At 61.3% G+C, this 25,024-nt stretch carries 24 protein-coding genes; 9 read left to right on the top strand and 15 right to left on the bottom strand.

The window, feature by feature from the left end; translation table 11 throughout:
- Nucleotides 1–3: 3 nt before the first annotated feature.
- The 5 genes from purB to H0I86_RS19545 all read right to left on the bottom strand — a co-directional run bounded on the left by purB (nt 4) and on the right by H0I86_RS19545 (nt 6,113).
- The gene (gene purB, locus H0I86_RS19565) at nt 4–1,374 is read right to left on the bottom strand and encodes an adenylosuccinate lyase (RefSeq protein ID WP_124324920.1); all 1,371 of its coding nucleotides are present in this window, start codon (nt 1,372–1,374) and stop codon (nt 4–6) included.
- A 126-nt stretch (nt 1,375–1,500) separates the two neighbouring features.
- Nucleotides 1,501–2,124, bottom strand: coding sequence for a high frequency lysogenization protein HflD (hflD, locus tag H0I86_RS19560; protein ID WP_009049779.1), 624 nt, complete (start codon nt 2,122–2,124; stop codon nt 1,501–1,503).
- Nucleotides 2,121–3,245 carry a tRNA 2-thiouridine(34) synthase MnmA gene (gene mnmA / locus H0I86_RS19555; protein WP_028682820.1) on the bottom strand — a complete coding sequence of 375 codons (1,125 nt, stop codon included), beginning with the start codon at nt 3,243–3,245 and terminating at the stop codon, nt 2,121–2,123. Before mnmA ends, hflD begins: the two co-directional genes overlap by 4 nt.
- A 71-nt stretch (nt 3,246–3,316) precedes the next feature.
- Nucleotides 3,317–3,763 (bottom strand): NUDIX hydrolase, encoded by a 447-nt coding sequence (locus H0I86_RS19550; protein ID WP_180921762.1) that lies wholly within the window; start codon nt 3,761–3,763, stop codon nt 3,317–3,319.
- A gap of 124 nt (nt 3,764–3,887) precedes the next feature.
- Nucleotides 3,888–6,113 (bottom strand): NADP-dependent isocitrate dehydrogenase, encoded by a 2,226-nt coding sequence (locus tag H0I86_RS19545; RefSeq protein ID WP_081360453.1) that lies wholly within the window; start codon nt 6,111–6,113, stop codon nt 3,888–3,890.
- Nucleotides 6,114–6,617: 504 nt separating this feature from the next.
- Here H0I86_RS19545 and icd point away from each other — a divergent pair.
- A complete protein-coding gene (gene icd, locus H0I86_RS19540; RefSeq protein WP_007929208.1) occupies nt 6,618–7,874 on the top strand; it encodes an NADP-dependent isocitrate dehydrogenase in 1,257 nt (418 codons plus the stop codon).
- A 90-nt stretch (nt 7,875–7,964) separates the two neighbouring features.
- Here the strand turns inward: icd and cspD are convergent, their stop codons facing one another.
- Complete coding sequence (gene cspD / locus H0I86_RS19535) at nt 7,965–8,222, bottom strand: cold shock domain-containing protein CspD (RefSeq protein WP_180921761.1); 258 nt, start codon at nt 8,220–8,222, stop codon at nt 7,965–7,967.
- Between the two features lie 226 nt (nt 8,223–8,448).
- On the opposite strand from cspD, the gene clpS reads away from it, so the two are divergent.
- Nucleotides 8,449–8,811 (top strand): ATP-dependent Clp protease adapter ClpS, encoded by a 363-nt coding sequence (clpS, locus tag H0I86_RS19530; protein ID WP_180921760.1) that lies wholly within the window; start codon nt 8,449–8,451, stop codon nt 8,809–8,811.
- 29 nt (nt 8,812–8,840) lie between these two features.
- Nucleotides 8,841–11,111: an ATP-dependent Clp protease ATP-binding subunit ClpA gene (clpA, locus tag H0I86_RS19525; RefSeq protein WP_023964421.1), complete on the top strand. Its 2,271-nt coding sequence runs from the start codon at nt 8,841–8,843 to the stop codon at nt 11,109–11,111.
- A gap of 105 nt (nt 11,112–11,216) precedes the next feature.
- Here clpA and infA read toward each other — a convergent pair whose 3' ends face one another.
- The 4 genes from infA to trxB form a co-directional block, all read right to left on the bottom strand.
- Complete coding sequence (gene infA, locus H0I86_RS19520; protein ID WP_002553999.1) at nt 11,217–11,435, bottom strand: translation initiation factor IF-1; 219 nt, start codon at nt 11,433–11,435, stop codon at nt 11,217–11,219.
- Nucleotides 11,436–11,535: 100 nt separating this feature from the next.
- The gene (locus H0I86_RS19515; protein WP_180921759.1) at nt 11,536–12,243 is read right to left on the bottom strand and encodes an arginyltransferase; all 708 of its coding nucleotides are present in this window, start codon (nt 12,241–12,243) and stop codon (nt 11,536–11,538) included.
- 57 nt (nt 12,244–12,300) lie between these two features.
- Nucleotides 12,301–12,981: a leucyl/phenylalanyl-tRNA--protein transferase gene (aat, locus tag H0I86_RS19510; RefSeq protein WP_180921758.1), complete on the bottom strand. Its 681-nt coding sequence runs from the start codon at nt 12,979–12,981 to the stop codon at nt 12,301–12,303.
- Nucleotides 12,982–13,052: 71 nt separating this feature from the next.
- Entirely contained in the window at nt 13,053–14,003 is a 951-nt protein-coding gene (trxB, locus tag H0I86_RS19505; RefSeq protein ID WP_180921757.1) for a thioredoxin-disulfide reductase, read from the bottom strand.
- Nucleotides 14,004–14,320: 317 nt separating this feature from the next.
- Between trxB and ftsK the strand changes: the two genes are divergently transcribed.
- From ftsK to cysG, 6 genes are all read left to right on the top strand, one after another.
- Complete coding sequence (gene ftsK, locus H0I86_RS19500; protein WP_009049771.1) at nt 14,321–16,729, top strand: DNA translocase FtsK; 2,409 nt, start codon at nt 14,321–14,323, stop codon at nt 16,727–16,729.
- 69 nt (nt 16,730–16,798) lie between these two features.
- Entirely contained in the window at nt 16,799–17,422 is a 624-nt protein-coding gene (lolA, locus tag H0I86_RS19495) for an outer membrane lipoprotein periplasmic chaperone LolA (protein ID WP_007929220.1), read from the top strand.
- A gap of 30 nt (nt 17,423–17,452) precedes the next feature.
- Nucleotides 17,453–18,778 (top strand): replication-associated recombination protein A, encoded by a 1,326-nt coding sequence (locus tag H0I86_RS19490; RefSeq protein ID WP_016701882.1) that lies wholly within the window; start codon nt 17,453–17,455, stop codon nt 18,776–18,778.
- The gene (gene crcB, locus H0I86_RS19485) at nt 18,775–19,149 is read left to right on the top strand and encodes a fluoride efflux transporter CrcB (RefSeq protein WP_180921756.1); all 375 of its coding nucleotides are present in this window, start codon (nt 18,775–18,777) and stop codon (nt 19,147–19,149) included. The genes H0I86_RS19490 and crcB overlap by 4 nt, the downstream gene beginning before the upstream one ends.
- Nucleotides 19,150–19,165: 16 nt before the next feature.
- Complete coding sequence (serS, locus tag H0I86_RS19480) at nt 19,166–20,446, top strand: serine--tRNA ligase (protein WP_009049768.1); 1,281 nt, start codon at nt 19,166–19,168, stop codon at nt 20,444–20,446.
- Nucleotides 20,447–21,841: a siroheme synthase CysG gene (cysG, locus tag H0I86_RS19475; protein WP_180921755.1), complete on the top strand. Its 1,395-nt coding sequence runs from the start codon at nt 20,447–20,449 to the stop codon at nt 21,839–21,841. It abuts the gene before it with no gap.
- Nucleotides 21,842–21,940: 99 nt separating this feature from the next.
- Here cysG and H0I86_RS19470 read toward each other — a convergent pair whose 3' ends face one another.
- The 5 genes from H0I86_RS19470 to tusC form a co-directional block, all read right to left on the bottom strand.
- A complete protein-coding gene (locus tag H0I86_RS19470; RefSeq protein WP_180921754.1) occupies nt 21,941–22,942 on the bottom strand; it encodes a glutathione S-transferase family protein in 1,002 nt (333 codons plus the stop codon).
- Between the two features lie 89 nt (nt 22,943–23,031).
- Nucleotides 23,032–24,033 carry a glycosyl transferase family protein gene (locus tag H0I86_RS19465; RefSeq protein WP_180921753.1) on the bottom strand — a complete coding sequence of 334 codons (1,002 nt, stop codon included), beginning with the start codon at nt 24,031–24,033 and terminating at the stop codon, nt 23,032–23,034.
- Nucleotides 24,030–24,365, bottom strand: a complete 336-nt coding sequence (locus H0I86_RS19460; RefSeq protein ID WP_025804683.1) for a TusE/DsrC/DsvC family sulfur relay protein — start codon at nt 24,363–24,365, stop codon at nt 24,030–24,032. Before H0I86_RS19460 ends, H0I86_RS19465 begins: the two co-directional genes overlap by 4 nt.
- Entirely contained in the window at nt 24,362–24,661 is a 300-nt protein-coding gene (tusB, locus tag H0I86_RS19455; protein ID WP_180921752.1) for a sulfurtransferase complex subunit TusB, read from the bottom strand. The genes H0I86_RS19460 and tusB overlap by 4 nt, the downstream gene beginning before the upstream one ends.
- On the bottom strand, nt 24,661–25,023 hold the full coding sequence (gene tusC / locus H0I86_RS19450; RefSeq protein WP_180921751.1) for a sulfurtransferase complex subunit TusC: 363 nt from the start codon (nt 25,021–25,023) through the stop codon (nt 24,661–24,663). Before tusC ends, tusB begins: the two co-directional genes overlap by 1 nt.
- Nucleotide 25,024 lies beyond the last annotated feature (1 nt).

The raw sequence follows: 25,024 nt of genomic DNA, 5'->3' as shown, positions 1-25,024 counted from the left end.
CGATCAGATGCGTTTGGCTTGGGCCGCGGCATTGCCGATGTAGCTGGCCGGGGTGAGCTTTTTCAGCTCGGCCTTGGCGGCTTCAGGCATTTCCAACGCGTCGATGAAGGTCTGCAGCGCTTCAGGGCTGATGCCCTTGCCGCGAGTCAGTTCCTTGAGTTTTTCGTACGGGTTTTCGATGTTGTAGCGGCGCATCACGGTCTGGATCGGCTCGGCCAGGACTTCCCAGCAGGCGTCCAGGTCTTCGGCGATCTTCTGGGCGTTGAGCTCCAGCTTGCTGATGCCTTTGAGGCTGGCTTCGTAAGCGATCACGCTGTGGGCGAAACCGACACCGAGGTTACGCAGGACAGTGGAGTCGGTCAGGTCGCGCTGCCAGCGGGAGATCGGCAGTTTGCTCGCCAGGTGCTGGAACAGCGCGTTGGCGATACCCAGGTTGCCTTCGGAGTTTTCGAAGTCGATCGGGTTGACCTTGTGCGGCATGGTCGAGGAACCGATTTCGCCGGCGATGGTGCGCTGCTTGAAGTAGCCCAGGGAGATGTAGCCCCAGATATCGCGATCGAAGTCGATCAGGATGGTGTTGAAGCGCGCGATGGCGTCGAACAGCTCGGCGATGTAGTCGTGCGGTTCGATCTGCGTGGTGTACGGGTTGAAGCTCAGGCCCAGCTCGTCTTCGATGAAGGCGCGGGCGTTGGCTTCCCAGTCGATTTCCGGGTAGGCCGACAGGTGTGCGTTGTAGTTGCCCACGGCGCCGTTGATCTTGCCCAGCAGCGGCACGGCGGCGACCTGAGCGATCTGGCGCTCCAGGCGGTACACCACGTTCGCCAGTTCCTTGCCCAGGGTGGTCGGCGAGGCCGGCTGGCCGTGGGTGCGCGACAGCATTGGCACGTCGGCGAAGCGCAGAGCCAGTTCGCGGATAGCCCCGGCGGTCTGGCGCATCAGTGGCAGCATCACCTCATCACGGCCTTCGCGCAGCATCAGGGCGTGGGACAGGTTGTTGATGTCCTCGCTGGTGCAGGCGAAGTGGATGAATTCGCTGACGTTGGCCAGTTCAGGCAGCTTGGCGGCCTGTTCCTTGAGCAGGTACTCGATCGCCTTGACGTCGTGGTTGGTGGTGCGTTCGATCTCTTTGACACGCTCGGCGTGCTCCAGAGAGAAGTTTTCCGCCAGAGCGTTCAGCACGGCGTTGGCTTCGGCGGAAAACGCCGGTACTTCGCTGATGGCGGAATGGGCGGCCAGGCGCTGGAGCCAGCGCACTTCGACCAGGACGCGAGCACGGATCAGGCCGTATTCGCTGAAAATGGGGCGCAGGGCCTGGGTTTTGCCGGCGTAGCGGCCGTCAACAGGGGAAACCGCAGTGAGCGAAGAGAGCTGCATGGGGTGTTCTCGGACAGTCGGGCAACGAAATGGGGCGCGTATCATACATGAAAATATCCGCCGGTCCGTTGCCAACTGACCAGCGTCTTACGCGTTACTGACTACAAAAGGTCTTGCGGGCGCAGTTCAGCTGCTGCGCATCAGCGGATAAAGCTCTTTGAGCAATTTGCGGCGGCTGATCACCAGCTGCCAGCGATGGCCACCCAACTGGCGCCACAGGCGCGCCGAACGGATGCCGGCCAACAGCAGGGCGCGGATCTTCGAGGCGTTGCTCGGCTGCTGCAGGTTGCGCATGTCGCCATGCACCTGGATCCGCTGGCGCAGGGTGCTCAGGGTGTCCTGATACAGCGAGCCGCAGGCGGCAATCACGTTTTCGTGGGCCGGGCCGAAATGTTCGACCTGGGACTGAATCTGCGGCAGGCGCTTGCCGATGATTTCCAGCAGGTCATCGCGCTTGGCCAGCTGGCGCTCGAGCCCGAGCATCGACAGGGCGTAGCGCAACGGCTCGCGCTGCAGGGTGCTGGGGTCGCGTTCCAGGGCGCCGATCAGGGCACGATACCCCTCACGCAGGTTGATGTCGTCGCCACCGTAGACTTCCAGGGTGTCTTTCGGGTCGCGGATCAGCAGGCTGCCGAGCATGCAGCTCAAGGCCGCTTCGGTGACCTGGCCGGTCTTGGCGATCTTGTCCACCAGGACGGCGGCGAGAAACACGCCGCCCAATGCCGTCAGTTGTTCCTGGGTCGGGCTCATGCCTTGCTGCTCCAGGGCTCTGCGACTTCGATCACGCCGCCGCCCAGGCAGATTTCGCCGTCATAGAAGACTACGGATTGGCCGGGGGTGACCGCGCGTTGCGGGTCATCGAAGGTGGCGCGGTAGCCGTTGGCGGTCTTTTCCAGGGTGCAAGGCTGGTCGCTCTGGCGATAGCGCACTTTTGCGGTAAGGCGGCGCGGTTCGCTCAAGTCGATCGGGTTGACCCAGTAGATGTCGGAGGCGAGCAGGGCGCGGGAGAACAGCCACGGGTGATCGTTGCCCTGGCCAACGATCAGCTCGTTGTGTTCCAGGTCCTTGATCAGCACGTACCACGGCTCATCGCCGGCGTCCTTGAGGCCGCCGATGCCCAGGCCCTGGCGCTGGCCGATGGTGTGGTACATCAGGCCATGGTGGCGGCCGATCACTTCACCTTCGGTGGTCTTGATCTCGCCGGGCTGGGCCGGCAGGTACTGCTTGAGAAAGTCGCTGAAACGCCGTTCGCCGATAAAGCAGATGCCAGTGGAATCCTTCTTCTTGGCGGTGGCCAGGTCGTGTTTCTCGGCGATCGCACGGACTTCGGGTTTTTCCAGCTCACCGACCGGGAACAGGGTCTTGGCGATCTGCTCTCCGCCGACGGCGTGCAGGAAGTAACTCTGGTCCTTGTTCGGGTCCAGGCCCTTGAGCAGCTCGGTGCGCCCGTCGATGTCGCGGCGGCGCACATAGTGGCCGGTGGCGATCAGGTCGGCGCCGAGCATCATGGCGTAGTCGAGGAACGCCTTGAACTTGATTTCACGGTTGCACAGGATGTCCGGGTTCGGCGTGCGGCCGGCCTTGTATTCGGCCAGGAAGTGCTCGAACACGTTGTCCCAGTACTCCGCGGCGAAGTTGGCGGTGTGCAGCTTGATACCGATCTTGTCGCACACGGCCTGGGCATCCGCGAGGTCGTCCATGGCGGTGCAGTACTCGGTTCCGTCGTCTTCTTCCCAGTTCTTCATGAACAGGCCTTCCACCTGGTAACCCTGCTCCATCAGCAGGAGGGCGGAAACGGAAGAGTCCACGCCGCCGGACATGCCGACGATGACGCGCTTCTTTTGGGTGTCAGAAGGGGCTGGATCACGCATAGGAATTCAACGGGTGTCTTGAAAAAGGACGCGATTCTAACAGGCTGAGGCCTGCAAGGCTAAAACTGCGGTTAAAGCGACGGACGGATCAGCTCAAGGCTGTGCAGTTGCCCGGCCAGATAGTCGTCGACGCAGCGGATGATCAGCTCGCTGCGCCATTGCGGGCGCAAGGCCAGCAGTTCGTCGCGGCTCAGCCAGCGTGGGCCGATGATACCGTCGTCCAATCGGTAATCGGGGTGGTGCCTGAGCGGTTTACCGGCAAAGCAGACGCGCTGGTAGGTCACGCCATTGCTGGGGGCGGTGTACAGGTAGATGCCGACCACGCCGGTCAGCTCGATGTCCCAGCCGGTTTCTTCCAGGGTTTCGCGAATGGCGGCCTGGAGCAGGCTTTCGTCCGGATCCAGGTGCCCGGCGGGCTGGTTGAACACCGCCTGGTCGCCCTGGAGCTCCTCGACGAACAGAAAACGTCCCTGGTCCTCAACGATGGTGGCGACGGTGATGTGGGGTTGCCATTCCATATATAAAGCTCTGTCTTGAGTGGGTGGTCATCATAAGGTGAACACTGGTGCTTGTAGGAGCGAGCATGCTGCAAAAAGCACAAACCCCGGCACCTGGCCGGGGTTTGTATTACAGCGGTGTTGCTTAAACCAGCGCAGCGATAGCCGCGTTGAGGGTGGCGCTTGGGCGCATGGCCTTGCTCACCAGCTCAGGGTTGGCGCTGTAGTAGCCACCGATGTCCACTGGCTTGCCTTGAACGCCGTTGAGCTCGGCGACGATGGTCGCTTCGTTCTCGGTCAGGGTCTTGGCCAGGGTGCTGAACTGCGCTTGCAGGGCGGCATCTTCGGTCTGGGCGGCCAGGGCCTGGGCCCAGTACAGCGCCAGGTAGAAGTGGCTGCCACGGTTGTCGATGTTGCCGACTTTGCGCGATGGCGACTTGTTGTTGTCCAGGAACTGACCGGTTGCCTGGTCGAGAGTCTTGGCCAATACCAGCGCTTTCGGGTTGTTGTAGGTGTTGCCCAGGTGCTCCAGGGACGCGGCCAGGGCCAGGAACTCACCCAGGGAGTCCCAGCGCAGGAAGTTCTCTTCCAGCAGCTGCTGCACGTGCTTCGGAGCCGAACCGCCGGCGCCGGTTTCGAACAGGCCACCGCCGTTCATCAGCGGCACGATCGACAGCATCTTGGCGCTGGTGCCCAGTTCCATGATCGGGAACAGGTCGGTCAGGTAGTCGCGCAGCACGTTGCCGGTGACGGAGATGGTGTCCTTGCCTTCGCGGGTGCGGGCCAGGGTGAACTTCATGGCATCGACTGGCGACATCACGCGGATGTCCAGGCCGGCGGTGTCGTGATCCTTCAGGTACGCCTGGACCTTCTCGATCATCACGCCGTCGTGGGCGCGCATCGGGTCCAGCCAGAAAATCGCTGGAGTGCTGCTTGCGCGAGCGCGGTTGACGGCCAGTTTGACCCAGTCCTGGATCGGCGCGTCCTTGGTCTGGCACATGCGGAAGATGTCGCCGGCTTCGACGGCCTGTTCCAGCAGCAGGTTGCCCTTGCTGTCGGTGACGCGTACGACGCCGTCAGCCTTGATCTGGAAGGTCTTGTCGTGGGAGCCGTACTCTTCGGCTTTCTTCGCCATCAGGCCAACGTTCGGCACGCTGCCCATGGTGGTCGGGTCGAAGGCACCGTTGGCCTTGCAGTCTTCGATCACTGCCTGGTAGATGGTGGCGTAGCAGCGGTCCGGGATCAGCGCCTTGGTGTCGTGCAACTGGCCGTCGGTGCCCCACATCTTGCCGGAGTCACGGATCATGGCCGGCATCGAGGCGTCGACGATCACGTCGCTCGGCACGTGCAGGTTGGTGATGCCTTTGTCGGAGTTGACCATGGCCAGGGCAGGGCGCACGGCGTAGACGGCCTGGATGTCGGCTTCGATCGCAGCTTGCTGCTCCGCAGGCAGGGCCTTGATGCGGGCGTACAGGTCGCCGATGCCGTTGTTCAGGTTGAAGCCGATCTGGCTCAGCACGTCGGCGTGCTTGCTCAGGGCGTCCTGATAGAACTCGGCAACGATCTGGCCGAACATGATCGGGTCGGAAACCTTCATCATGGTGGCTTTCAGGTGCACCGACAGCAGTACGCCTTGCTTCTTGGCGTCTTCGATCTCGGCGGCAACGAAAGCACGCAGGGCTTTCTTGCTCATGACTGCGCAATCGAGGATCTCGCCGGCTTGTACGGCGGTTTTTTCCTTCAGGACGGTAGCGCTACCGTCTTGAGCGATCAGCTCGATCTTAACGCTGTCCTGGGCGTCGATCAGGGCGGCTTTTTCGCTGCCGTAGAAATCGCCCTGGCTCATGTGAGCAACGTGGGACTTGGAGTCTTTGGCCCAGGCGCCCATTTTGTGCGGGTGCTTGCGCGCATAGTTCTTGACCGACAGCGGGGCGCGGCGGTCGGAGTTGCCTTCACGCAGGACCGGGTTCACGGCGCTGCCCTTGACCTTGTCGTAGCGCGCCTTGGCGTCTTTGTCGGCGTCGCTGGTTACGGTCTCCGGGTAGTCCGGCAGGGCGTAGCCCTTGGCTTGCAGCTCTTTGATCGCGGCCTGAAGCTGCGGTACCGAGGCACTGATGTTCGGCAGCTTGATGATGTTGGCTTCAGGGGTTACAGCCAGGTCGCCCAGCTCGGCCAGGTGGTCCGGTACGGCTTTGTCGCCCAGCAGCTCCGGGAAGCTGGCAAGAATACGCCCTGCGAGAGAGATGTCGCGGGTTTCCACGGCAATATCAGCGGAAGCGGTGAAGGCTTCGACGATAGGGAGCAGCGAGTAGGTGGCGAGGGCGGGGGCTTCGTCGGTGAAGGTATAGATGATCTTCGAGCGGGTGGGCATATTCGGATTAACTCTCTTCTTTGCTAAAGCGTACGCAGAAACTCGAGGGGCGCCGGGTAAGCGCGTTCGTTCAAAGTCATCCGTGAACCGAATGTCGAGGTTTCTTCGCGGTGATGTTGGGTGCATCAGTCGAGCGTCAAGCGGGTGGGCTGCGGTAACAACCCGGCTTTGGGCGGAAAGTCTCGGCTCCTTTTTTCCAGTAGCAGGGCGTTCAGCCGTCGTGACTCTGTGGTCAGCGGCGGCATTATACATAGGTAGCTGGCAAAACGCCGATGGTTCATATGCAGCCGCTCTCGTCCATTGGTCTAAAGGTCGCAGGCGGGGCGGCGGCGTAGAGTCCTGCGCAGTGCTCGAGTTTGGCGCTTTTCCCTTTGCTTTCAGGCTTGTAGGCCACGAACTGCGCCGCCTTCACGGCAGATGAGTGGAACATGAGGTTCCCGTCCAGATTCAACTGGGGTACGCTCGAACGCAGCCAGATGTTCAATCCACACAACGGAGTTCAGCATGGGATACAAGAAGATTCAGGTTCCAGCAGTCGGCGACAAAATCACCGTCAACGCAGACCATTCTCTCAATGTTCCTAACAACCCGATCATCCCTTTCATCGAAGGCGATGGTATTGGCGTTGATATCAGCCCGGTCATGATCAAGGTTGTCGATGCTGCTGTTAAAAAGGCCTACGGCGGCGAGCGCAAAATCTCCTGGATGGAAGTCTATGCCGGCGAGAAAGCAACTCAAGTGTATGACCAGGACACCTGGCTCCCTCAGGAAACCCTGGATGCAGTCAAGGATTACGTGGTTTCCATCAAGGGCCCGCTGACCACTCCGGTAGGTGGCGGTATCCGTTCCCTGAATGTGGCCCTGCGTCAGCAGCTTGACCTGTATGTGTGCCTGCGCCCGGTGCGCTGGTTCGAAGGCGTGCCGAGCCCGGTGAAGAAGCCTGGCGATGTCGACATGACCATTTTCCGTGAGAACTCGGAAGACATTTACGCCGGTATCGAATGGAAGGCCGGCTCCGCCGAAGCCACCAAGGTCATCAAGTTCCTCAAAGAAGAAATGGGCGTCACCAAGATCCGTTTCGACGAAAACTGCGGTATCGGCGTCAAGCCGGTTTCCCTGCAGGGCACCAAACGTCTGGCGCGCAAAGCGCTGCAATATGTGGTCGACAACGATCGCGATTCGCTGACCATCGTGCATAAAGGCAACATCATGAAGTTCACCGAAGGTGCCTTCAAAGAGTGGGCTTATGAAGTGGCGGCGGAGGAGTTCGGCGCGACGCTGCTCGATGGTGGCCCGTGGATGCAGTTCAAGAACCCGAAAACCGGCAAGAACGTGATAGTCAAGGACGCCATTGCCGATGCGATGCTCCAGCAGATCCTGCTGCGTCCGGCCGAATATGACGTGATCGCGACCCTCAACCTGAACGGCGACTACCTGTCTGATGCACTGGCGGCTGAAGTAGGCGGGATCGGTATCGCTCCGGGCGCCAACCTGTCCGACACCGTGGCCATGTTCGAGGCGACCCACGGTACGGCGCCAAAGTACGCGGGCAAGGACCAGGTGAACCCGGGCTCGCTGATCCTCTCCGCGGAAATGATGCTGCGTCACATGGGCTGGACCGAAGCGGCCGACCTGATCATCAAGGGTACCAACGGCGCCATTGGTGCCAAGACCGTGACCTACGACTTCGAACGCCTGATGGAAGGCGCCACGTTGTTGTCGTCATCGGCATTCGGCGATGCGCTGATCTCCCATATGTGAATTGACACGCAGTAAATGAAACGGCCGGCTCAATTGATTGAGCCGGCCGTTTTTTTATGACTGTTTTTTATGACTGGATGCTGAAGATTTTCAGCTCAGGGCCGTTTCCTGGTAGGAAGAGGCTGTGACGGGGGCGTTCTGGGTCTTGATGGAATGGATTTTCACAGCGTGCAGGCCCTTGGGTCCTTGAGTGATCTCAAAGCTCACGGCCTGACCGGCTTTCAAGGTTTTGTAGCCTTCCATCTCGATGGCCGAGTAGTGGGCGAAAAGGTCGTCGCTCTTGCCCTCCTCATTAATGAAGCCATAACCCTTGGCGTTATTGAACCACTTGACCTTGCCGCTTGCCATGCTCATATCCCTCTGCAACAGACTCCATCACTGGAGTATCATCCAGTTCATCCGTACCGGAATCCGAAAATATAGGATTGACGGTACGGACCTTTATTACCCAACGTGGGCTCTATTGGTTGTAACACCGTTTTGCCGATAGTCAAGGTGACCCGGCGGTCGGAGTTGAAATCCCCCCGGAGCGCCCCCACCACTGTATTTGCTCAACTAACGAACCTTTCTTTCCATGCATGCAATCAGCCAGATTCGACTAACATTCAATCAGGATCGCCCGGATTTCCAAGACGACGATTCCGCTGGCTTGGCTGTACAGGAAGCTAAGCCGACGTTGCAGGCTCCGCCGATGTACAAGGTGATTTTGTTCAATGATGACTACACACCGATGGATTTCGTCGTCGAAGTGCTCGAGGTGTTTTTTAACCTGAATCGCGAGCTGGCGACCAAGGTAATGCTGGCCGTTCATACAGAAGGACGGGCAGTATGTGGATTGTTTACCCGCGACATCGCCGAGACCAAGGCCATGCAGGTCAACCAGTACGCCAGGGAAAGCCAGCATCCGCTACTCTGTGAAATCGAGAAGGACGGTTAACGCCGACCACTTGGGTATGAGGTGAAGCTATGTTAAACCGCGAGCTCGAAGTCACCCTCAATCTCGCCTTCAAAGAGGCTCGTTCGAAGCGTCATGAGTTCATGACCGTCGAGCACCTCTTGTTGGCTCTTTTGGATAATGAGGCCGCCGCCACCGTTTTGCGTGCCTGCGGAGCAAACCTCGACAAACTCAAGCACGACCTGCAGGAGTTCATCGACTCCACCACGCCGCTGATTCCCGTGCATGACGAGGATCGCGAAACCCAGCCAACCCTGGGCTTCCAGCGTGTACTGCAGCGTGCTGTCTTCCATGTGCAGAGCTCGGGCAAGCGCGAAGTGACCGGCGCCAATGTGCTGGTTGCTATCTTCAGTGAGCAAGAGAGTCAGGCAGTGTTCCTGCTGAAACAGCAGAGCGTTGCCCGCATCGATGTCGTCAACTACATCGCCCATGGCATCTCCAAGGTGCCGGGGCATGGCGATCATTCCGAAGGTGAGCAGGATATGCAGGACGATGAAGGCGGTGAGTCTTCCTCTTCAGGTAATCCGCTGGATGCTTATGCCAGCAATCTCAATGAGCTGGCGCGCCAGGGGCGTATCGACCCATTGGTCGGTCGTGAGCAGGAAGTCGAGCGTGTAGCGCAGATTCTTGCGCGTCGGCGCAAGAACAATCCGCTGCTGGTGGGCGAAGCCGGTGTCGGTAAAACCGCCATCGCCGAAGGTCTGGCCAAGCGCATCGTCGATAGCCAGGTGCCTGACCTGTTGGCCAACAGCGTGGTGTATTCCCTGGATCTCGGTGCGTTGCTGGCGGGTACCAAATACCGCGGCGATTTCGAGAAGCGCTTCAAGGCGTTGCTGGGCGAGTTGAAGAAACGTCCGCAGGCGATCCTGTTCATCGACGAGATTCACACCATCATTGGCGCCGGCGCGGCGTCCGGTGGGGTGATGGACGCCTCGAACCTGCTCAAGCCGCTGCTTTCCTCGGGCGACATCCGTTGCATCGGTTCGACCACCTTCCAGGAATTCCGTGGAATTTTCGAGAAGGACCGGGCCTTGGCTCGCCGTTTCCAGAAGGTCGACGTGTCCGAGCCTTCGGTAGAGGACACCATTGGCATTCTGCGCGGCCTCAAGGGGCGTTTCGAGCTGCACCACAGTATTGAGTATAGCGATGAGGCATTGCGCGCCGCCGCCGAACTGGCGTCGCGTTATATCAATGATCGGCATATGCCCGACAAGGCGATCGATGTGATCGACGAGGCAGGCGCCTATCAGCGTCTGCAGCCGTCCGACAAGCGCGTCAAACGCATCGAGGTGGCTCAGGTCGAGGATATCGTGGCGAAAATCGCGCGGATTCCGCCGAAACACGTCACCAGTTCCGACAAGGAGCTGCTGCGTAATCTCGAGCGCGACCTGAAGCTGACAGTATTCGGCCAGGATGCGGCGATCGACTCGCTGTCGACCGCGATCAAGCTGTCCCGTGCCGGCCTGAAATCGCCAGACAAGCCTGTCGGTTCGTTCCTGTTCGCCGGGCCTACCGGTGTCGGTAAGACCGAGGCCGCGCGGCAGTTGGCCAAGGCGCTGGGCATCGAGCTGGTGCGTTTCGACATGTCCGAGTACATGGAGCGTCACACCGTATCGCGTCTGATCGGTGCGCCTCCAGGCTATGTCGGTTTCGACCAGGGTGGTTTGCTGACCGAAGCGATTACCAAACAGCCTCACTGCGTATTGCTGCTCGATGAAATCGAAAAGGCCCACCCGGAAGTCTTCAACCTGCTGCTGCAGGTGATGGACCACGGTACCTTGACCGACAATAACGGGCGCAAGGCGGATTTCCGCAACGTGATCGTGATCATGACCACCAACGCAGGTGCCGAAACGGCGGCGCGGGCTTCCATCGGATTCACTCATCAGGATCACTCTTCCGACGCCATGGAAGTGATCAAGAAGAGCTTCACGCCGGAATTCCGTAACCGTCTGGACACCATTATCCAGTTTGGTCGCCTCAGTCATGAGGTCATCAAGAGCGTGGTGGACAAGTTCCTTACCGAACTGCAAGCGCAGCTGGAGGACAAGCGCGTTCAGCTGGAAGTCACCGATGCGGCCCGCAGCTGGCTGGCGGCAGGTGGTTACGATGTGACCATGGGCGCTCGTCCTATGGCGCGCCTGATCCAGGACAAGATCAAGCGTCCGCTGGCGGAAGAGATACTCTTTGGCGAACTGGCCGAGCATGGCGGTGTGGTGCACATCGACATCAAGGATGGCGAGCTGACCTTCGAGTTCGAGACCACCGCAGAAATGGCCTGACAGGCCGCAATGAAAAGGGCGCCGCAAGGCGCCTTTTTTATATCTGTTCTGTAGGCAGGCAAACAAAAACGCCCGGCATGAGCCGGGCGTCTTGTCTTGACTTGCTTAGCGAGCGCGGTAAGTGATGCGCCCTTTGCTCAAGTCATAGGGCGTCAGTTCGACGCGCACTTTGTCACCGGTAAGAATACGAATGTAGTTCTTGCGCATCTTGCCGGAGATATGCGCGGTTACGACGTGCCCATTTTCCAACTCCACACGAAACATGGTGTTGGGCAGGGTGTCGACGACAGTGCCTTCCATTTCGAAGCTGTCTTCTTTCGACATGCAGTAAAGCCCTCGGTGTCCAGTGAATGGCCCGGTGCAACTGCGCCAGGCAAAAGCGGCGTGCATTGTGCCCGAAAAGTAGGGTTCAAGCCAAGGGCTTCTAGTTCAGGATGACCCATCTCTGGTTGATCAGCAGCTCGATGGGCCGATATTGGGTCTTGTAGTTCATCTTTTTGCAGTTCTTGATCCAGTATCCGAGGTAGACCGCGTCCAGGCCCAGGCGCAAGGCTTCGCCGATTTGCCACAGAATGGCGTAGCGACCGAGGCTGCGACGCTCTTCATCGGGTTCGTAGAAGGTGTAGACCGCGGAAAGGCCATTGGGCAGCAGGTCGGTGACGGCCACGGCGAGCAGGCGTCCATCGAGGCGGAACTCGTAGAACCTGGAGAAAGGCAGGTCGCGAACCAGAAAGGTCGAGAACTGATCGCGGCTGGGTGGGTACATGTCGCCATCGGCGTGGCGTTGCTCGATATAACGCTGGTAAAGGTCGAAATACTCTTCGCTGAACCCCGGTTTGACAGGCTGGACCTTCAGGTCGGCATTGCGTTTGAGAATGCGTTTTTGCTGACGATTGGGTAAAAACTGCGCGGCAGGAATACGTGCCGGAACACAGGCATTGCAGTTCTGGCAATGCGGCCGGTACAGATGGTCGCCACTGCGACGAAAGCCCATTTCCGACAGATCTGCGTAGACATGCACATCCATGGGCTGACTAGGATCGAGGAACAGCGTGGTCGCCTGTTCTTCGGGCAGGTAGCTGCAAGAGTGGGGTTGAGTGGCATAAAACTTCAAACGCGCCAACTCGGTCATGAATCAACCCTCGGGATTAGCTTTGAATTAAGTGTAAGCCACACCGGCAAAACCCGCCTAGGAAACCCATATGGCGCGGCTGGGCTGGTCCAGATGGCGCTGCAGATAGCCGGCAAACTCCTGGCGCGGGATGGTGCGGGCGCCCAGGCTGTGCAGGTGGTCGGTGGGCATCTGGCAGTCGATCAGGGCGAAGCCCCATGCCTGTAAGTGTTGGACCAACGTGGCGAAGCCGAATTTCGACGCATTGTCAGCCCGGCTGAACATCGACTCACCGAAAAACAGCTGGCCTATTGCCAGTCCGTACAGCCCGCCCACCAGCCCGCCCTGATCCCAGACTTCGACCGAATGTGCATGGCCGCGCCTGTGCAATTCAAGATAGGCATTCTGCATCGATTCGGTGATCCAGGTGCCGTCGGCATAAGGGCGTGGCGCCGCGCAGGCGCTGATGACCGCGGCAAAATCCTGATCGAAGGTGACCTGGTAGCGTTGCTGGCGCAGCAGCTTGCCGAGGCTGCGGGATACATGCAGTTCGTCTGGAAATAACACTGTGCGCGGGTCGGGCGACCACCAGAGGATGGGCTGGCCTTCGGAAAACCAGGGAAAGCAGCCATGGCGATAGGCCTGGATCAGCCGGTCGGCCGACAGGTCGCCGCCGGCGGCCAACAGGCCGTCGGGGGCGCGCAGGGCCTTTTCCAGTGGGGGAAAGTCGAAGGTGTTGCGTTGTAACCAGGTCAGCATGGCATTCAGACTTGCGGAAGGGGAGGGCGGTGGCGGGCCTGCAAGGCCCGCCGCAAGCGTAGGTCGGGAGGTCAGTTGTCGTCGAGGAATTTCTCCGCATCCAGGGCCGCCATGCAGCCCGCGCCCGCGGAAGTGACGGCCTGGCGATACACATGGTCAGCCACATCGCCCGCGGCGAACACGCCCGGGATGCCGGTGGCCGTGGCATCGCCTTCGCTGCCGCCCTTGACCAGCAGATAGCCGTCGCGCATTTCCAACTGGCCCTTGAACAAGTCCGTATTGGGCTTGTGACCGATGGCGATGAATACGCCGGTCAGCGCCAATTCCTGGGTTTCTCCGCTGAGGCTGTCGCGCAGGCGAGCGCCGGTGACGCCGCTGGCATCGCCCAGCACTTCGTCGAGATTCTGGTTCCAATGCAGGCGGATATTGCCCTTGGCGGCTTTCTCGAACAGCTTGTCCTGAAGGATTTTCTCCGCGCGCAGTTTGTCGCGCCGGTGCACCAGGTGCACCTCTTTGGCGATGTTGGAGAGGTACAGGGCTTCCTCCACGGCGGTGTTGCCGCCACCAACCACGGCAACCACCTGATTGCGATAGAAAAAGCCGTCGCAGGTAGCGCAGGCCGATACACCCTTGCCGGCGAAGGTTTCTTCGGAGGGTAGGCCCAGGTACTGGGCGGATGCGCCGGTAGCGATGATCAGTGCATCGCAGCTGTAGACGCCGCTGTCGCCCTTGAGGACAAAGGGTCGCTGTTGCAACTCCGCGGTATGGATGTGGTCGTAAACGATCTCGGTGTCGAAGCGTTCAGCGTGTTTTTGCATGCGTTCCATCAGTACCGGGCCGGTCAGGCCCTCGACATCGCCAGGCCAGTTGTCGACCTCGACGGTGGTGGTCAACTGGCCGCCCGCTTGCAGGCCGGTGATGACGGTCGGTTTGAGGTTGGCGCGGGCGGCATAAACGGCAGCGCTGTAACCGGCAGGGCCGGAGCCCAGAATGATCAGGCGTGAATGCTTCGCTTCGGTCATAAAAACACCTCATAAGCCTTTGTCACAAAAGAGAATGCATGCTCAAATTGAATACTGCGTAAAGTGTTCCTGATTATGCTACACCCAGTATTGAGCAGCGTGGCACGGTGCTTACAAACCCGTACAATGCGGGCTTGTATCCCTATGTGGAATACATCGGCATTGCACGTGGCAGCTCTTACAGTTTCGCAATGCGTGGGCAGAATGTTAAAAGTAGCCCCAGTTACGCTCGTCAACTTTTTTACCTGCTCGGATTGGGCAGTATTTTTTAGTCGATCAACAGTTGGACGCGCCCATGGCGCAGGAAAAGACGCGTTTTGAAGAAATCCACCGCAGCACCTAAAACAGTAGTCCCACTCTGGCGCCAGCAATTGCACTACCGCCTCAAGGAAGGTGCGTTGATCGCCATTGGGGCCTTGTGCCTGTTCCTGATGATGGCATTGCTGACATATGGCAAAGACGATCCGGGCTGGAGCCATAACAGCAAGATCGAAGATGTACAGAACTTCGGTGGTCCTGCCGGTTCTTACAGCGCCGATATCCTGTTTATGGTCTTGGGTTACTTCGCCTATATCTTCCCGTTGTTATTGGCGATCAAGACTTATCAGATCTTCCGTCAACGCCATGAGCCATGGCAGTGGAGCGGCTGGCTGTTTTCCTGGCGTCTGATCGGCCTGGTGTTCCTGGTGCTGTCCGGTGCCGCGTTGGCGCATATCCATTTTCATGCGGCGACTGGCCTGCCGGCCGGCGCGGGCGGGGCGCTGGGCGAAAGCCTGGGCGACCTGGCCAAGAACGCACTGAACATCCAGGGCAGTACCCTGATGTTTATCGCGCTGTTCCTGTTCGGCCTGACCGTGTTTACCGATCTTTCCTGGTTCAAGGTCATGGATGTGACCGGCAAGATCACCCTCGACCTGTTCGAACTGTTCCAGGGCGCCGCCAACCGCTGGTGGGCAGCCCGTACCGAGCGCAAGCAACTGGTCGCCCAATTGCGTGAAGTGGATGCCCGGGTCGACGAGGTGGTCGCTCCGACCGTCACCGACAAGCGTGAGCAGGCCAAGGTCAAGGAGCGCCTGATCGAGCGCGAGCAGGCCCTGAGCAAGCACATGTCCGATCGCGAGAAGCAGGTCCCGCCGGTGATCGCCCCGGCCCCGGTAAAAGCGCCCGAGCCAAGCAAGCGCGTGCAGAAAGAGAAACAGGTCCCGCTGTTCATCGACAGCGCGGTCGAAGGCACCTTGCCGCCTATCTCGATTCTCGATCCGGCGGAAAAGAAACAGCTCAACTATTCCCCCGAGTCGCTGGCCGCCGTCGGCCATCTGCTGGAAATCAAACTCAAGGAGTTCGGGGTCGAGGTATCGGTGGACTCCATCCACCCGGGCCCGGTGATTACCCGTTACGAAATCCAGCCGGCCGCCGGTGTGAAAGTCAGCCGTATCGCCAACCTGGCCAAGGACCTGGCGCGTTCGCTGGCGGTGACCAGCGTGCGTGTGGTGGAAGTGATTCCCGGCAAGACCACCGTGGGTATCGAGATTCCCAACGAAGACCGGCAGATCGTGCGCTTCTCCGAAGTGCTGTCGACCCCGGAATACGACAACTTCAAATCCCCGGTCACTCTGGCCCTGGGCCACGATATCGGTGGCAAGCCGATCATTACCGACCTGGCGAAAATGCCTCACCTGCTAGTGGCCGGTACCACCGGTTCCGGTAAGTCGGTGGGTGTGAACGCGATGATCCTGTCGATCCTGTTCAAGTCCGGCCCGGAAGACGCCAAGCTGATCATGATCGACCCGAAAATGCTCGAGCTGTCGATCTACGAAGGCATCCCGCACCTGCTGTGCCCGGTGGTGACCGACATGAAGGACGCCGCCAACGCCCTGCGCTGGAGCGTGGCTGAGATGGAGCGGCGCTACAAACTGATGGCGAAGATGGGTGTGCGTAACCTGTCGGGCTTCAACGCCAAGGTTAAAGAGGCGATCGAAGCCGGTACGCCGCTGACCGACCCGCTGTACAACCGCGAAAGCATCCACGACGAAGCGCCGCTGCTGACCAAACTACCGACCATCGTCGTGGTGGTCGACGAATTCGCCGACATGATGATGATTGTCGGCAAAAAGGTCGAAGAACTGATCGCGCGGATCGCCCAGAAAGCCCGGGCCGCGGGGATCCACCTGATCCTGGCGACCCAGCGGCCGTCGGTGGACGTGATCACCGGCCTGATCAAGGCCAATATCCCGACCCGCATGGCGTTCCAGGTATCGAGCAAGATCGACTCCAGGACCATCATTGACCAGGGTGGCGCCGAGCAGTTGCTGGGTCACGGTGACATGCTCTACATGCCGCCGGGCACCAGCCTGCCGATCCGTGTCCATGGCGCCTTCGTCTCCGACGATGAGGTGCACCGGGTGGTGGAGGCCTGGAAACTGCGTGGCGCGCCGGAGTACAACGACGACATCCTCAACGGTGTCGAAGAGGCCGGTAGCGGCTTCGACGGTGGCGGCGGCGGTGGCGACGGTGACGACGCCGAGACCGATGCGCTGTACGACGAAGCGGTGCAGTTCGTCCTCGAGAGCCGCCGGGCGTCGATCTCCGCGGTTCAGCGCAAGCTCAAGATCGGCTACAACCGCGCGGCCCGCATGATCGAAGCCATGGAAATGGCCGGGGTGGTGACCGCCATGAACACCAACGGCTCCCGCGAAGTGATAGCGCCGGGTCCGATGCGCGACTGAACAATGACCCGATACAGGCGGCGCGACCCAGCGCCGCCGGTTTTTTCCACGAATCTAATGAGGACTCCCATGCGTCTTATCCGCATGTTGTTGGTACCGGTACTGGCTTTAACGACGCTGTCGGCCCATGCCGATCAGAAAGACGTGGCGCGCCTGACCCAGTTGCTCGAAAAGTCCCAGACCCTGACCGCGCGTTTCTCGCAGCTGACCCTCGACGGCAGCGGCACCCAGTTGCAGGAAACCGCTGGCGACATGGCACTCAAGCGCCCGGGTCTGTTCTACTGGCACACCGATGCGCCGCAGGAGCAACTGATGGTCTCCGATGGCAAGAAGGTTTCCCTGTGGGACCCGGACCTGGAGCAGGTCACCATCAAGACCCTGGACCAGCGCCTGACCCAGACTCCGGCCCTGTTACTGTCGGGTGATGTGTCGAAAATCAGCGAAAGCTTCGACATCAGCGCCAAGGAAGCCGGTGGTGTGGTCGACTTCATCCTCAAGCCGAAAACCAAGGACACCCTGTTCGACAGCCTGCGACTGTCGTTCCGCAACGGCCTGGTGAATGACATGCAGCTGATTGACAGCGTTGGCCAGCGCACCAATATCCTGTTCACCGGGGTCAAGGCCAACGAGCCAATCGCCGCTTCCAAGTTCAAGTTCGACATCCCCAAGGGTGCCGACGTGATTCAAGAATAAGTCGACGCCAAGAGGTTTCAATCGTCCGCCATGGATCTGTTTCGCAGTGACCCGATCGCCCAACCCCTGGCCGCGCGCTTGCGCCCGGCCAACCTGGACGAGTACGTCGGTCAGGAGCATGTGCTCGCCCGCGGCAAGCCTCTGCGCGAAGCGCTGGAGCAGGGGGCCTTGCACTCGATGATCTTCTGGGGGCCGCCGGGGGTGGGCAAGACCACCTTGGCGCGGCTCCTGGCGAAAGTCTCGGATGCGCACTTCGAAACGGTCTCGGCGGTGTTGGCCGGGGTCAAGGAGATCCGCCAGGCGGTGGAAATCGCCAAGCAGCAGGCGGCCCAGTACGGGCGCCGGACCATCCTGTTCGTCGACGAAGTGCACCGTTTCAACAAGTCCCAGCAGGATGCCTTCCTGCCTTACGTCGAAGACGGCACCCTGATTTTCATCGGCGCGACCACCGAGAACCCATCCTTCGAGCTGAACAACGCACTGTTGTCCCGGGCCCGGGTGTATGTGCTCAAGAGCCTCGACGAGGCGGCGCTGCACAAGCTGGTACAGCGCGCGTTGAGCGAAGAACGCGGGCTGGGAAAACGCCAGCTGAGCCTCAGTGACGAAGGCTTCCAGATGCTCCTGGCGGCAGCGGACGGCGATGGCCGGCGGCTGCTCAACCTGCTGGAGAACGCCTCCGATCTCGCCGAAGACGGTACGGAAATCGGTGTCGAGCTGCTGCAAAGCCTGCTGGGCGATACCCGTCGGCGTTTCGACAAGGGCGGCGAAGCCTTCTACGACCAGATTTCGGCGCTGCACAAGTCGGTCCGTGGTTCCAACCCGGACGGCGCCCTGTACTGGTTCGCGCGGATGCTCGACGGTGGTTGCGACCCGTTGTACCTGGCGCGGCGCGTGGTGCGCATGGCCAGCGAAGACATCGGCAACGCCGATCCGCGGGCGCTGAGCCTGTGCCTGGCCGCCTGGGACGTGCAGGAGCGCCTGGGCAGTCCCGAAGGCGAGCTGGCGGTGGCCCAGGCCATCACCTACCTGGCCTGCGCGCCGAAAAGCAATGCCGTGTACATGGGCTTCAAGGCCGCCATGCGCAGCGCCGCCGAACATGGTTCGCTGGAAGTGCCGCTGCACCTGCGCAATGCGCCAACCAAACTGATGAAGCAGTTGGGCTACGGCGACGAATATCGCTATGCCCACGATGAGCCGGATGCCTACGCGGCCGGTGAAGACTACTTTCCCGAGGCGCTGGAGCCGCAGCCGTTCTATCAGCCCGTGCCCCGTGGCCTGGAACTGAAGATCGGCGAGAAGCTCAAGCATCTGGCGGAGCTTGATCGGACCAGCCCCAAGCAGCGGAGAAAACCGTGATCCCGTTAATCGTTGCCGTCTCGATGGGCGGTGTTGCCGGAACCCTGTTGCGCTTTGCCACCGGCAACTGGATCAGCGCCAATTGGCCGCGGCACTTCTATACCGCGACGCTGGCCGTTAATATCGTGGGCTGCCTGCTGATCGGCGTGCTGTACGGCCTGTTTCTGATACGCCCGGAGGTGCCCATCGAGGTGCGCGCCGGGTTGATGGTGGGCTTCCTTGGCGGCCTGACGACTTTTTCATCCTTTTCACTGGATACGGTGCGTCTGCTGGAAAGCGGACAGATACCGCTGGCCCTGGGCTATGCGGCCATCAGCGTATTCGGCGGGCTGCTCGCGACCTGGGCCGGCCTGTCCCTGACCAAACTTTGATAAACGAGAGACCGACATGCTCGATTCCAAACTGTTACGTAGCAACCTTCAGGACGTAGCGGACCGCCTGGCATCCCGTGGCTTTGCCCTGGATGTAGCACGTATCGAAGCGCTGGAAGAACAGCGCAAGACCGTCCAGACCCGCACCGAGCAACTGCAGGCCGAACGTAACGCGCGCTCCAAGTCCATCGGTCAGGCCAAGCAGCGCGGCGAAGACATCGCGCCGTTGATGGCTGATGTCGAGCGCATGGCGGGCGAGTTGGCGGCCGGCAAGGTCGAGCTGGACGCCATTCAAACCGAGCTGGATGCGATCCTGCAGGGCATCCCGAACCTGCCTCACGAATCGGTACCGGTTGGCGACGACGAAGACGGTAACGTCGAAGTACGCCGCTGGGGCACGCCGACGGCGTTCGACTTCCCGATCCTGGATCACGTCGCCCTGGGCGAAAAGCATGGCTGGCTGGACTTCGAGACTGCGGCCAAGCTGTCGGGCGCGCGTTTTGCCCTGCTGCGCGGGCCGATCGCCCGTCTGCACCGCGCCCTGGCGCAGTTCATGATCAACCTGCACACCAGCGAGCACGGCTACGAAGAGGCCTACACCCCTTACCTGGTGCAGGCACCGGCGTTGGTGGGGACCGGCCAGTTGCCGAAGTTCGAAGAAGACCTGTTCAAGATCAGCCGTGAAAACGAAGCCGATCTGTACCTGATCCCGACCGCCGAAGTGTCGCTGACCAATATCGTGGCCGGCGAGATCCTCGATTCGAAACAACTGCCGATCAAGTTCGTCGCCCACACCCCATGCTTCCGCAGCGAAGCCGGTTCGTCGGGCCGCGACACCCGCGGCATGATCCGCCAGCACCAGTTCGACAAGGTCGAGATGGTCCAGATCGTCGAGCCATCGACCTCCATGGAAGCCCTGGAAGGCCTGACCGCCAACGCCGAGAAAGTCCTGCAACTGCTGGAGCTGCCTTACCGCACCCTGGCGCTGTGCACCGGCGACATGGGCTTCAGCGCGGTCAAGACCTACGATCTGGAAGTGTGGATCCCGAGCCAGGACAAGTACCGCGAGATTTCGTCGTGCTCCAACTGTGGCGACTTCCAGGCCCGTCGCATGCAGGCGCGCTTCCGCAATCCGGAAACCGGCAAGCCGGAACTGGTGCACACCCTGAACGGTTCCGGCCTGGCGGTCGGTCGTACCCTGGTGGCGGTGCTGGAGAACTACCAGCAGGCCGACGGTTCGATCCGCGTGCCTGAGGTGCTCAAGCCTTACATGGGCGGCCTCGAGGTCATCGGCTAAATGGAATTTCTGCCGCTGTTTCATAACCTGCGCGGCAGTCGTGTGTTGGTGGTCGGCGGCGGGGAGATTGCCTTGCGCAAATCCCGCCTGCTGGCCGACGCCGGTGCGCTGCTGCGGGTAGTTGCGCCTGAAGTGGAACCCCAATTGCGTGAGCTGGTCACGGCCAGCGGCGGCGAATGCCGGTTGCGCGGTTATGTCGAGGCGGACCTGGACGGCTGCGTGCTGATCATCGCCGCCACCGACGACGAACCGCTCAACGCCCAGGTCTCCGCCGACGCTCATCGGCGCTGCGTGCCGGTCAATGTGGCGGACGCGCCGGCCCTGTGCAGCGTGATCTTCCCGGCGATCGTCGACCGTTCGCCGCTGGTCATTGCCGTCTCCAGCGGCGGCGATGCGCCGGTGCTGGCGCGCCTGATCCGGGCCAAGCTGGAAACCTGGATTCCCTCGACTTACGGTCAGCTGGCCGGCCTGGCCGCGCGTTTTCGCAATCAGGTCAAAGGCCTGTTTCCGGACGTGCAACAGCGTCGTGCCTTCTGGGAAGACGTGTTCCAGGGACCGATCGCCGACCGGCAGTTGGCTGGGCAGGGCGAAGAGGCCGAGCGCTTGCTACAGGCCAAGATCGCCGGCGAAGCGCCTCATGCGCCGGGCGAGGTGTATCTGGTGGGGGCGGGGCCGGGCGATCCGGACCTGCTGACCTTCCGCGCCTTGCGCCTGATGCAGCAAGCCGATGTGGTGCTCTACGATCGCCTGGTGGCACCGGCGATTCTCGAGCTGTGCCGGCGCGATGCCGAGCGGGTGTATGTCGGCAAGCGCCGCGCCGATCATGCCTTGCCCCAGGAGCAGATCAACCAGCAACTGGTGGACCTGGCCAAGCAGGGCAAGCGCGTGCTGCGTCTGAAGGGGGGCGATCCGTTTATCTTCGGCCGTGGCGGCGAAGAGATCGAAGAGCTGGCGGCCCAGGGCATTCCGTTCCAGGTGGTGCCGGGGATTACCGCGGCCAGCGGCTGCGCGGCCTATGCCGGGATTCCGCTGACCCACCGTGACTATGCGCAGTCCGTGCGTTTCGTCACCGGGCATCTGAAGGACGGTACCACCGATCTGCCTTGGGCCGACCTGGTCGCGCCTGCACAGACCCTGGTGTTCTACATGGGCCTGGTGGGCTTGCCGGTGATCTGCGAACAACTGATCCAGCATGGCCGTTCGGCGGATACGCCGGCCGCCTTGATCCAGCAGGGCACGACCTCCAACCAGCGGGTGTTCACCGGCACCCTGGCGGACCTGCCGAAGCTGGTGGCGGAGCATGAAGTGCATGCGCCAACCCTGGTGATCGTCGGCGAAGTGGTGCAGCTTCGCGAGAAGCTCGCCTGGTTCGAAGGCGCGCAGTCGCAGGTCTGAACAGCATCGCGGGCAATCGAGCGTCGACCGGCCGCTCCTACAGAAGACGCTTCTTCTGTAGGAGTGAGCCTTGCCCGCGATAGCGACTGACCCCCTACCTCAATTCTTCCGCCAAACCCCCCGCCCGCCCAAACGCTCGCGATCATGCGTCGCATCGAAGTCCTGCGCCGGCCCTTTCGGCACGATGCCGGTCGGGTTGATGGTGCGGTGGCTGGCGTAGTAGTGCCCCTTGATATGGGTGAAATCCACGGTTTCGGCGATCCCCGGCCACTGATACAGCTCTCGCAGCCAGTTCGACAGGTTCGGATAGTCGGCGATCCGCCGCAGGTTGCACTTGAAGTGACCGTAATACACCGCGTCGAAGCGAATCAGCGTGGTGAACAGGCGGATGTCCGCTTCCGTCAGGTATTCGCCGGCCAGGTAGCGTTGGCCGCCCAGGCACTGTTCCAGCCAGTCGAGTTCGGCGAACAGATCGTCGAAGGCCGCTTCGTAGGCTTGCTGCGAAGTGGCGAAGCCGGCGCGATATACGCCGTTGTTCACCGTGGGATAGATGCGCGCGTTCAGCTCGTCGATTTCGCGGCGTAGCGGTTCCGGGTAGAAGTCCAGGCCGTTGCCGCTCAGGTCATCGAAGGCGCTGTTGAACATGCGGATGATTTCCGCCGATTCGTTGCTGACGATACGTTTCTGCTGGGTGTCCCAGAGCACGGGCACGGTGACGCGGCCGGTGTAGTCGCGGGTATCGGCGGTGTAGCGCTGGTGGAGGAAATCCAGGTGATCCAGCTTGTCACCGCTGGAGCCCTGGGCCCGGTCGAAAGTCCAGCCCTGTTCCAGCATCAGCCAGCTGACCACAGACACGTCGACCAGGCTTTCCAGGCCCTTGAGCTTGCGCAGGATCAGGGTGCGGTGCGCCCAGGGGCAGGCCAGGGAGACATACAGATGATAACGGCCGGCTTCCGCGCGAAAGCCGCCTTCGCCGCTAGGGCCGGGTTTGCCGTCGGCGGTCACCCAGTTGCGGCGTTGCGCCTGTTCGCGCTGGAAGGCGCCGTCTTTGCTGCTTTCGTACCACTGGTCGTGCCAGCGTCCTTCAATCAGCAGGCCCATAAAAAAACTCCTCGGTCAGTGTGCATTGGAGTGCAGTCTAATCCGAGGAGTTCGAACGAATTACGCAAAAGTCGGGCGGTTATGATCGGTTAAATCGATCTGTTGCGAGCGTCCCAGTATTGTTGAGCCTGCTCGAACGCCTGTTCCCGGGGCATGCCGAGCCCGCGCAGGGCCAGGGCCATGGTGGCGATCAGCGCCAGTTGCGGGTAGCTGTCCTGCACTTCGCCGCGCCAGACGGCTTTCAGGTGCTCGGGGTCGAGGGCGGCCGGTTTGACATGACGCTGTTCGGACAGCGCCGGCCATTCCTCATCCCAGCTGACGCCGCCGGTGCTGCCGTACAGATGGCTGGCGCTGTCCGGGTTGATCTCGATTTCGCCGCCGTCGCCCTTGATCACAATGACGTTGTCCCCCAGCAGGCCGCTGGCATCACGGTGCACAGCCTGATAGCCGGGGTGGAAGATGCTTTGCAGGCCGCAGCGCGCGCCCAACGGGTTGAGGATGCGCGCCAGGGAGTGGATCGGCGAGCGCAGGCCCAGGGTGTTGCGCAGGTCGATCATGCGCTGCAGCTGGGGCGCCCAGTCGCCCAGGGGGATAAAGGCCAGGTTGCCCAGGTCCAGCGCCTTGCCTACCGCCTGCCAGTCGCGGCACAGCGGGATGTGCAGTTGTTCCAGCAATTGCTCGGTGTACAGCCGGCCAGCGGTGTGGGCGCCACCGCCGTGCAGCAGGATGCGCACACCGTTTTGCGCCAGGCACTTGGCGGCCAGCAGGAACCAGGGCAGGTGGCGCTTTTTGCCGGCGTAGCTGGGCCAGTCCAGGTCGACCTTGATCGGTGGCGCCTGCAGTCGCTCGCGCAGGGCTTCGGTAAAGCCGGCCAGTTCCTCGGGGCTTTCTTCCTTGTGCCGCAACAGCATCAGGAAGGCGCCGAGCTGGGTGTCCTCGACCTTGTCGTCGAGCAGCATGCCCATGGCTTCGCGGGCTTCTTCACGGGTGAGGCTGCGGGCGCCGCGTTTGCCTTTGCCGAGAATGCGCACGAACTGCGCGAAAGGGTGCTCGGCGGGCGTTTCGGTGGTCAGCGGGGCGAAATCGGTCATAGGCAATTGGTCGGCTTGGGCAGGCCCGCCAGCTTGGCGGCAAGTTTGGCGGGAGTGCCTTTGAACAGTCGGTTCAGGTGCAGGCTGTTGCCCTTGTCCGGGCCCAGCTTCAAAGCGGTGTATTTGATCAGCGGGCGGGTCGCGGGCGACAGCTGGAACTCTTGATAGAAGCCGCGCAGCAGCTCGAGGATTTCCCAGTGCTCGGGCGTCAGTTCGATCTGTTCCGCCGCGGCCAGGGCATCGGCCACCTCGCTGGACCAGTCGCCCAGTTCCACCAGGTAGCCATCCTTGTCCAGGGCGATGGCGCGTTCGCCGACAGTCAGTGCATTCATAACCAGCTGTTGACCTTGTCGTAGTGGATCGACAGCGCGACGAACGCCGGGTAATCGACACTGGTGGCCCAGGCCGGAACTTCCAGGCCTCGGGCTTGGTGGTCTTCGGCCAGGACGTAGAGCGCCAGCGCCTCCCCGCGTGCCTGCAGGGCCGCCAGCGGCGCGCTGCCAGGCTGCAGGGCGTACACCGCGTCGCCACACAGGAGAAGGGCATCCTGCGGGCCGAGCAGGCGCAGGCAACTGGTCAGCCGGGAATCGGTGAAGGGCGAGTGGGACAGCACGTGCAAGGTCGACATCAGAGGGTGATCACCTGGTCAAAACGGTCAATAAGCGCGCCGAGTTCGGCCGGGGCCAGGACCTGCACCTCGTCCAGGTTCAGCGCGGCCGGGTCGAGGCCACGTTCCGCCACGCTGGCGCCACAGGCGAACAACTGCTCCACACCGAACAACGACAGGGCCTGCAGATTGGCGCTGAGGTCCTTTTGCTGCACGGCGGCGGCTTTTTGCCCGGGGGCCAGCTGAAACACGCCGTCGTCGAGAAACAGCAGGCCGATCGGCAAGTCGAAGGCGCCGCCGGCCAGCACGATATCCAGTGCCTCGCGTGCGCCGGGGCCGGACCAGGGCGCCTGGCGGCTGATAATCAACAGGGATTGCGCCATT

It is taken from the genome of Pseudomonas chlororaphis subsp. aurantiaca, assembly GCF_013466605.1.
In the GTDB taxonomy this organism is placed as follows: domain Bacteria; phylum Pseudomonadota; class Gammaproteobacteria; order Pseudomonadales; family Pseudomonadaceae; genus Aquipseudomonas; species Aquipseudomonas chlororaphis_I.
This window is presented reverse-complemented; position numbering and strand designations above follow the sequence as displayed.

Bases quoted from the DNA above. Each gene is read 5' to 3' on its own strand.
- clpS (WP_180921760.1), top strand. From the start codon at position 8,449: ATGCATGCAATCAGCCAGATTCGACTAACATTCAATCAGGATCGCCCG.
- infA (WP_002553999.1), bottom strand. From the start codon at position 11,435: ATGTCGAAAGAAGACAGCTTCGAAATGGAAGGCACTGTCGTCGACACC.
- tusB (WP_180921752.1), bottom strand. From the start codon at position 24,661: ATGTCGACCTTGCACGTGCTGTCCCACTCGCCCTTCACCGATTCCCGG.
- H0I86_RS19515 (WP_180921759.1), bottom strand. From the start codon at position 12,243: ATGACCGAGTTGGCGCGTTTGAAGTTTTATGCCACTCAACCCCACTCT.
- serS (WP_009049768.1), top strand. From the start codon at position 19,166: ATGCTCGATTCCAAACTGTTACGTAGCAACCTTCAGGACGTAGCGGAC.
- tusC (WP_180921751.1), bottom strand. From the start codon at position 25,023: ATGGCGCAATCCCTGTTGATTATCAGCCGCCAGGCGCCCTGGTCCGGC.
- H0I86_RS19550 (WP_180921762.1), bottom strand. From the start codon at position 3,763: ATGGAATGGCAACCCCACATCACCGTCGCCACCATCGTTGAGGACCAG.
- mnmA (WP_028682820.1), bottom strand. From the start codon at position 3,245: ATGCGTGATCCAGCCCCTTCTGACACCCAAAAGAAGCGCGTCATCGTC.
- trxB (WP_180921757.1), bottom strand. From the start codon at position 14,003: ATGACCGAAGCGAAGCATTCACGCCTGATCATTCTGGGCTCCGGCCCT.
- H0I86_RS19545 (WP_081360453.1), bottom strand. From the start codon at position 6,113: ATGCCCACCCGCTCGAAGATCATCTATACCTTCACCGACGAAGCCCCC.
- cysG (WP_180921755.1), top strand. From the start codon at position 20,447: ATGGAATTTCTGCCGCTGTTTCATAACCTGCGCGGCAGTCGTGTGTTG.
- H0I86_RS19465 (WP_180921753.1), bottom strand. From the start codon at position 24,033: ATGACCGATTTCGCCCCGCTGACCACCGAAACGCCCGCCGAGCACCCT.
- icd (WP_007929208.1), top strand. From the start codon at position 6,618: ATGGGATACAAGAAGATTCAGGTTCCAGCAGTCGGCGACAAAATCACC.
- H0I86_RS19460 (WP_025804683.1), bottom strand. From the start codon at position 24,365: ATGAATGCACTGACTGTCGGCGAACGCGCCATCGCCCTGGACAAGGAT.
- aat (WP_180921758.1), bottom strand. From the start codon at position 12,981: ATGCTGACCTGGTTACAACGCAACACCTTCGACTTTCCCCCACTGGAA.
- purB (WP_124324920.1), bottom strand. From the start codon at position 1,374: ATGCAGCTCTCTTCGCTCACTGCGGTTTCCCCTGTTGACGGCCGCTAC.
- cspD (WP_180921761.1), bottom strand. From the start codon at position 8,222: ATGGCAAGCGGCAAGGTCAAGTGGTTCAATAACGCCAAGGGTTATGGC.
- hflD (WP_009049779.1), bottom strand. From the start codon at position 2,124: ATGAGCCCGACCCAGGAACAACTGACGGCATTGGGCGGCGTGTTTCTC.
- lolA (WP_007929220.1), top strand. From the start codon at position 16,799: ATGCGTCTTATCCGCATGTTGTTGGTACCGGTACTGGCTTTAACGACG.
- H0I86_RS19490 (WP_016701882.1), top strand. From the start codon at position 17,453: ATGGATCTGTTTCGCAGTGACCCGATCGCCCAACCCCTGGCCGCGCGC.
- H0I86_RS19470 (WP_180921754.1), bottom strand. From the start codon at position 22,942: ATGGGCCTGCTGATTGAAGGACGCTGGCACGACCAGTGGTACGAAAGC.
- clpA (WP_023964421.1), top strand. From the start codon at position 8,841: ATGTTAAACCGCGAGCTCGAAGTCACCCTCAATCTCGCCTTCAAAGAG.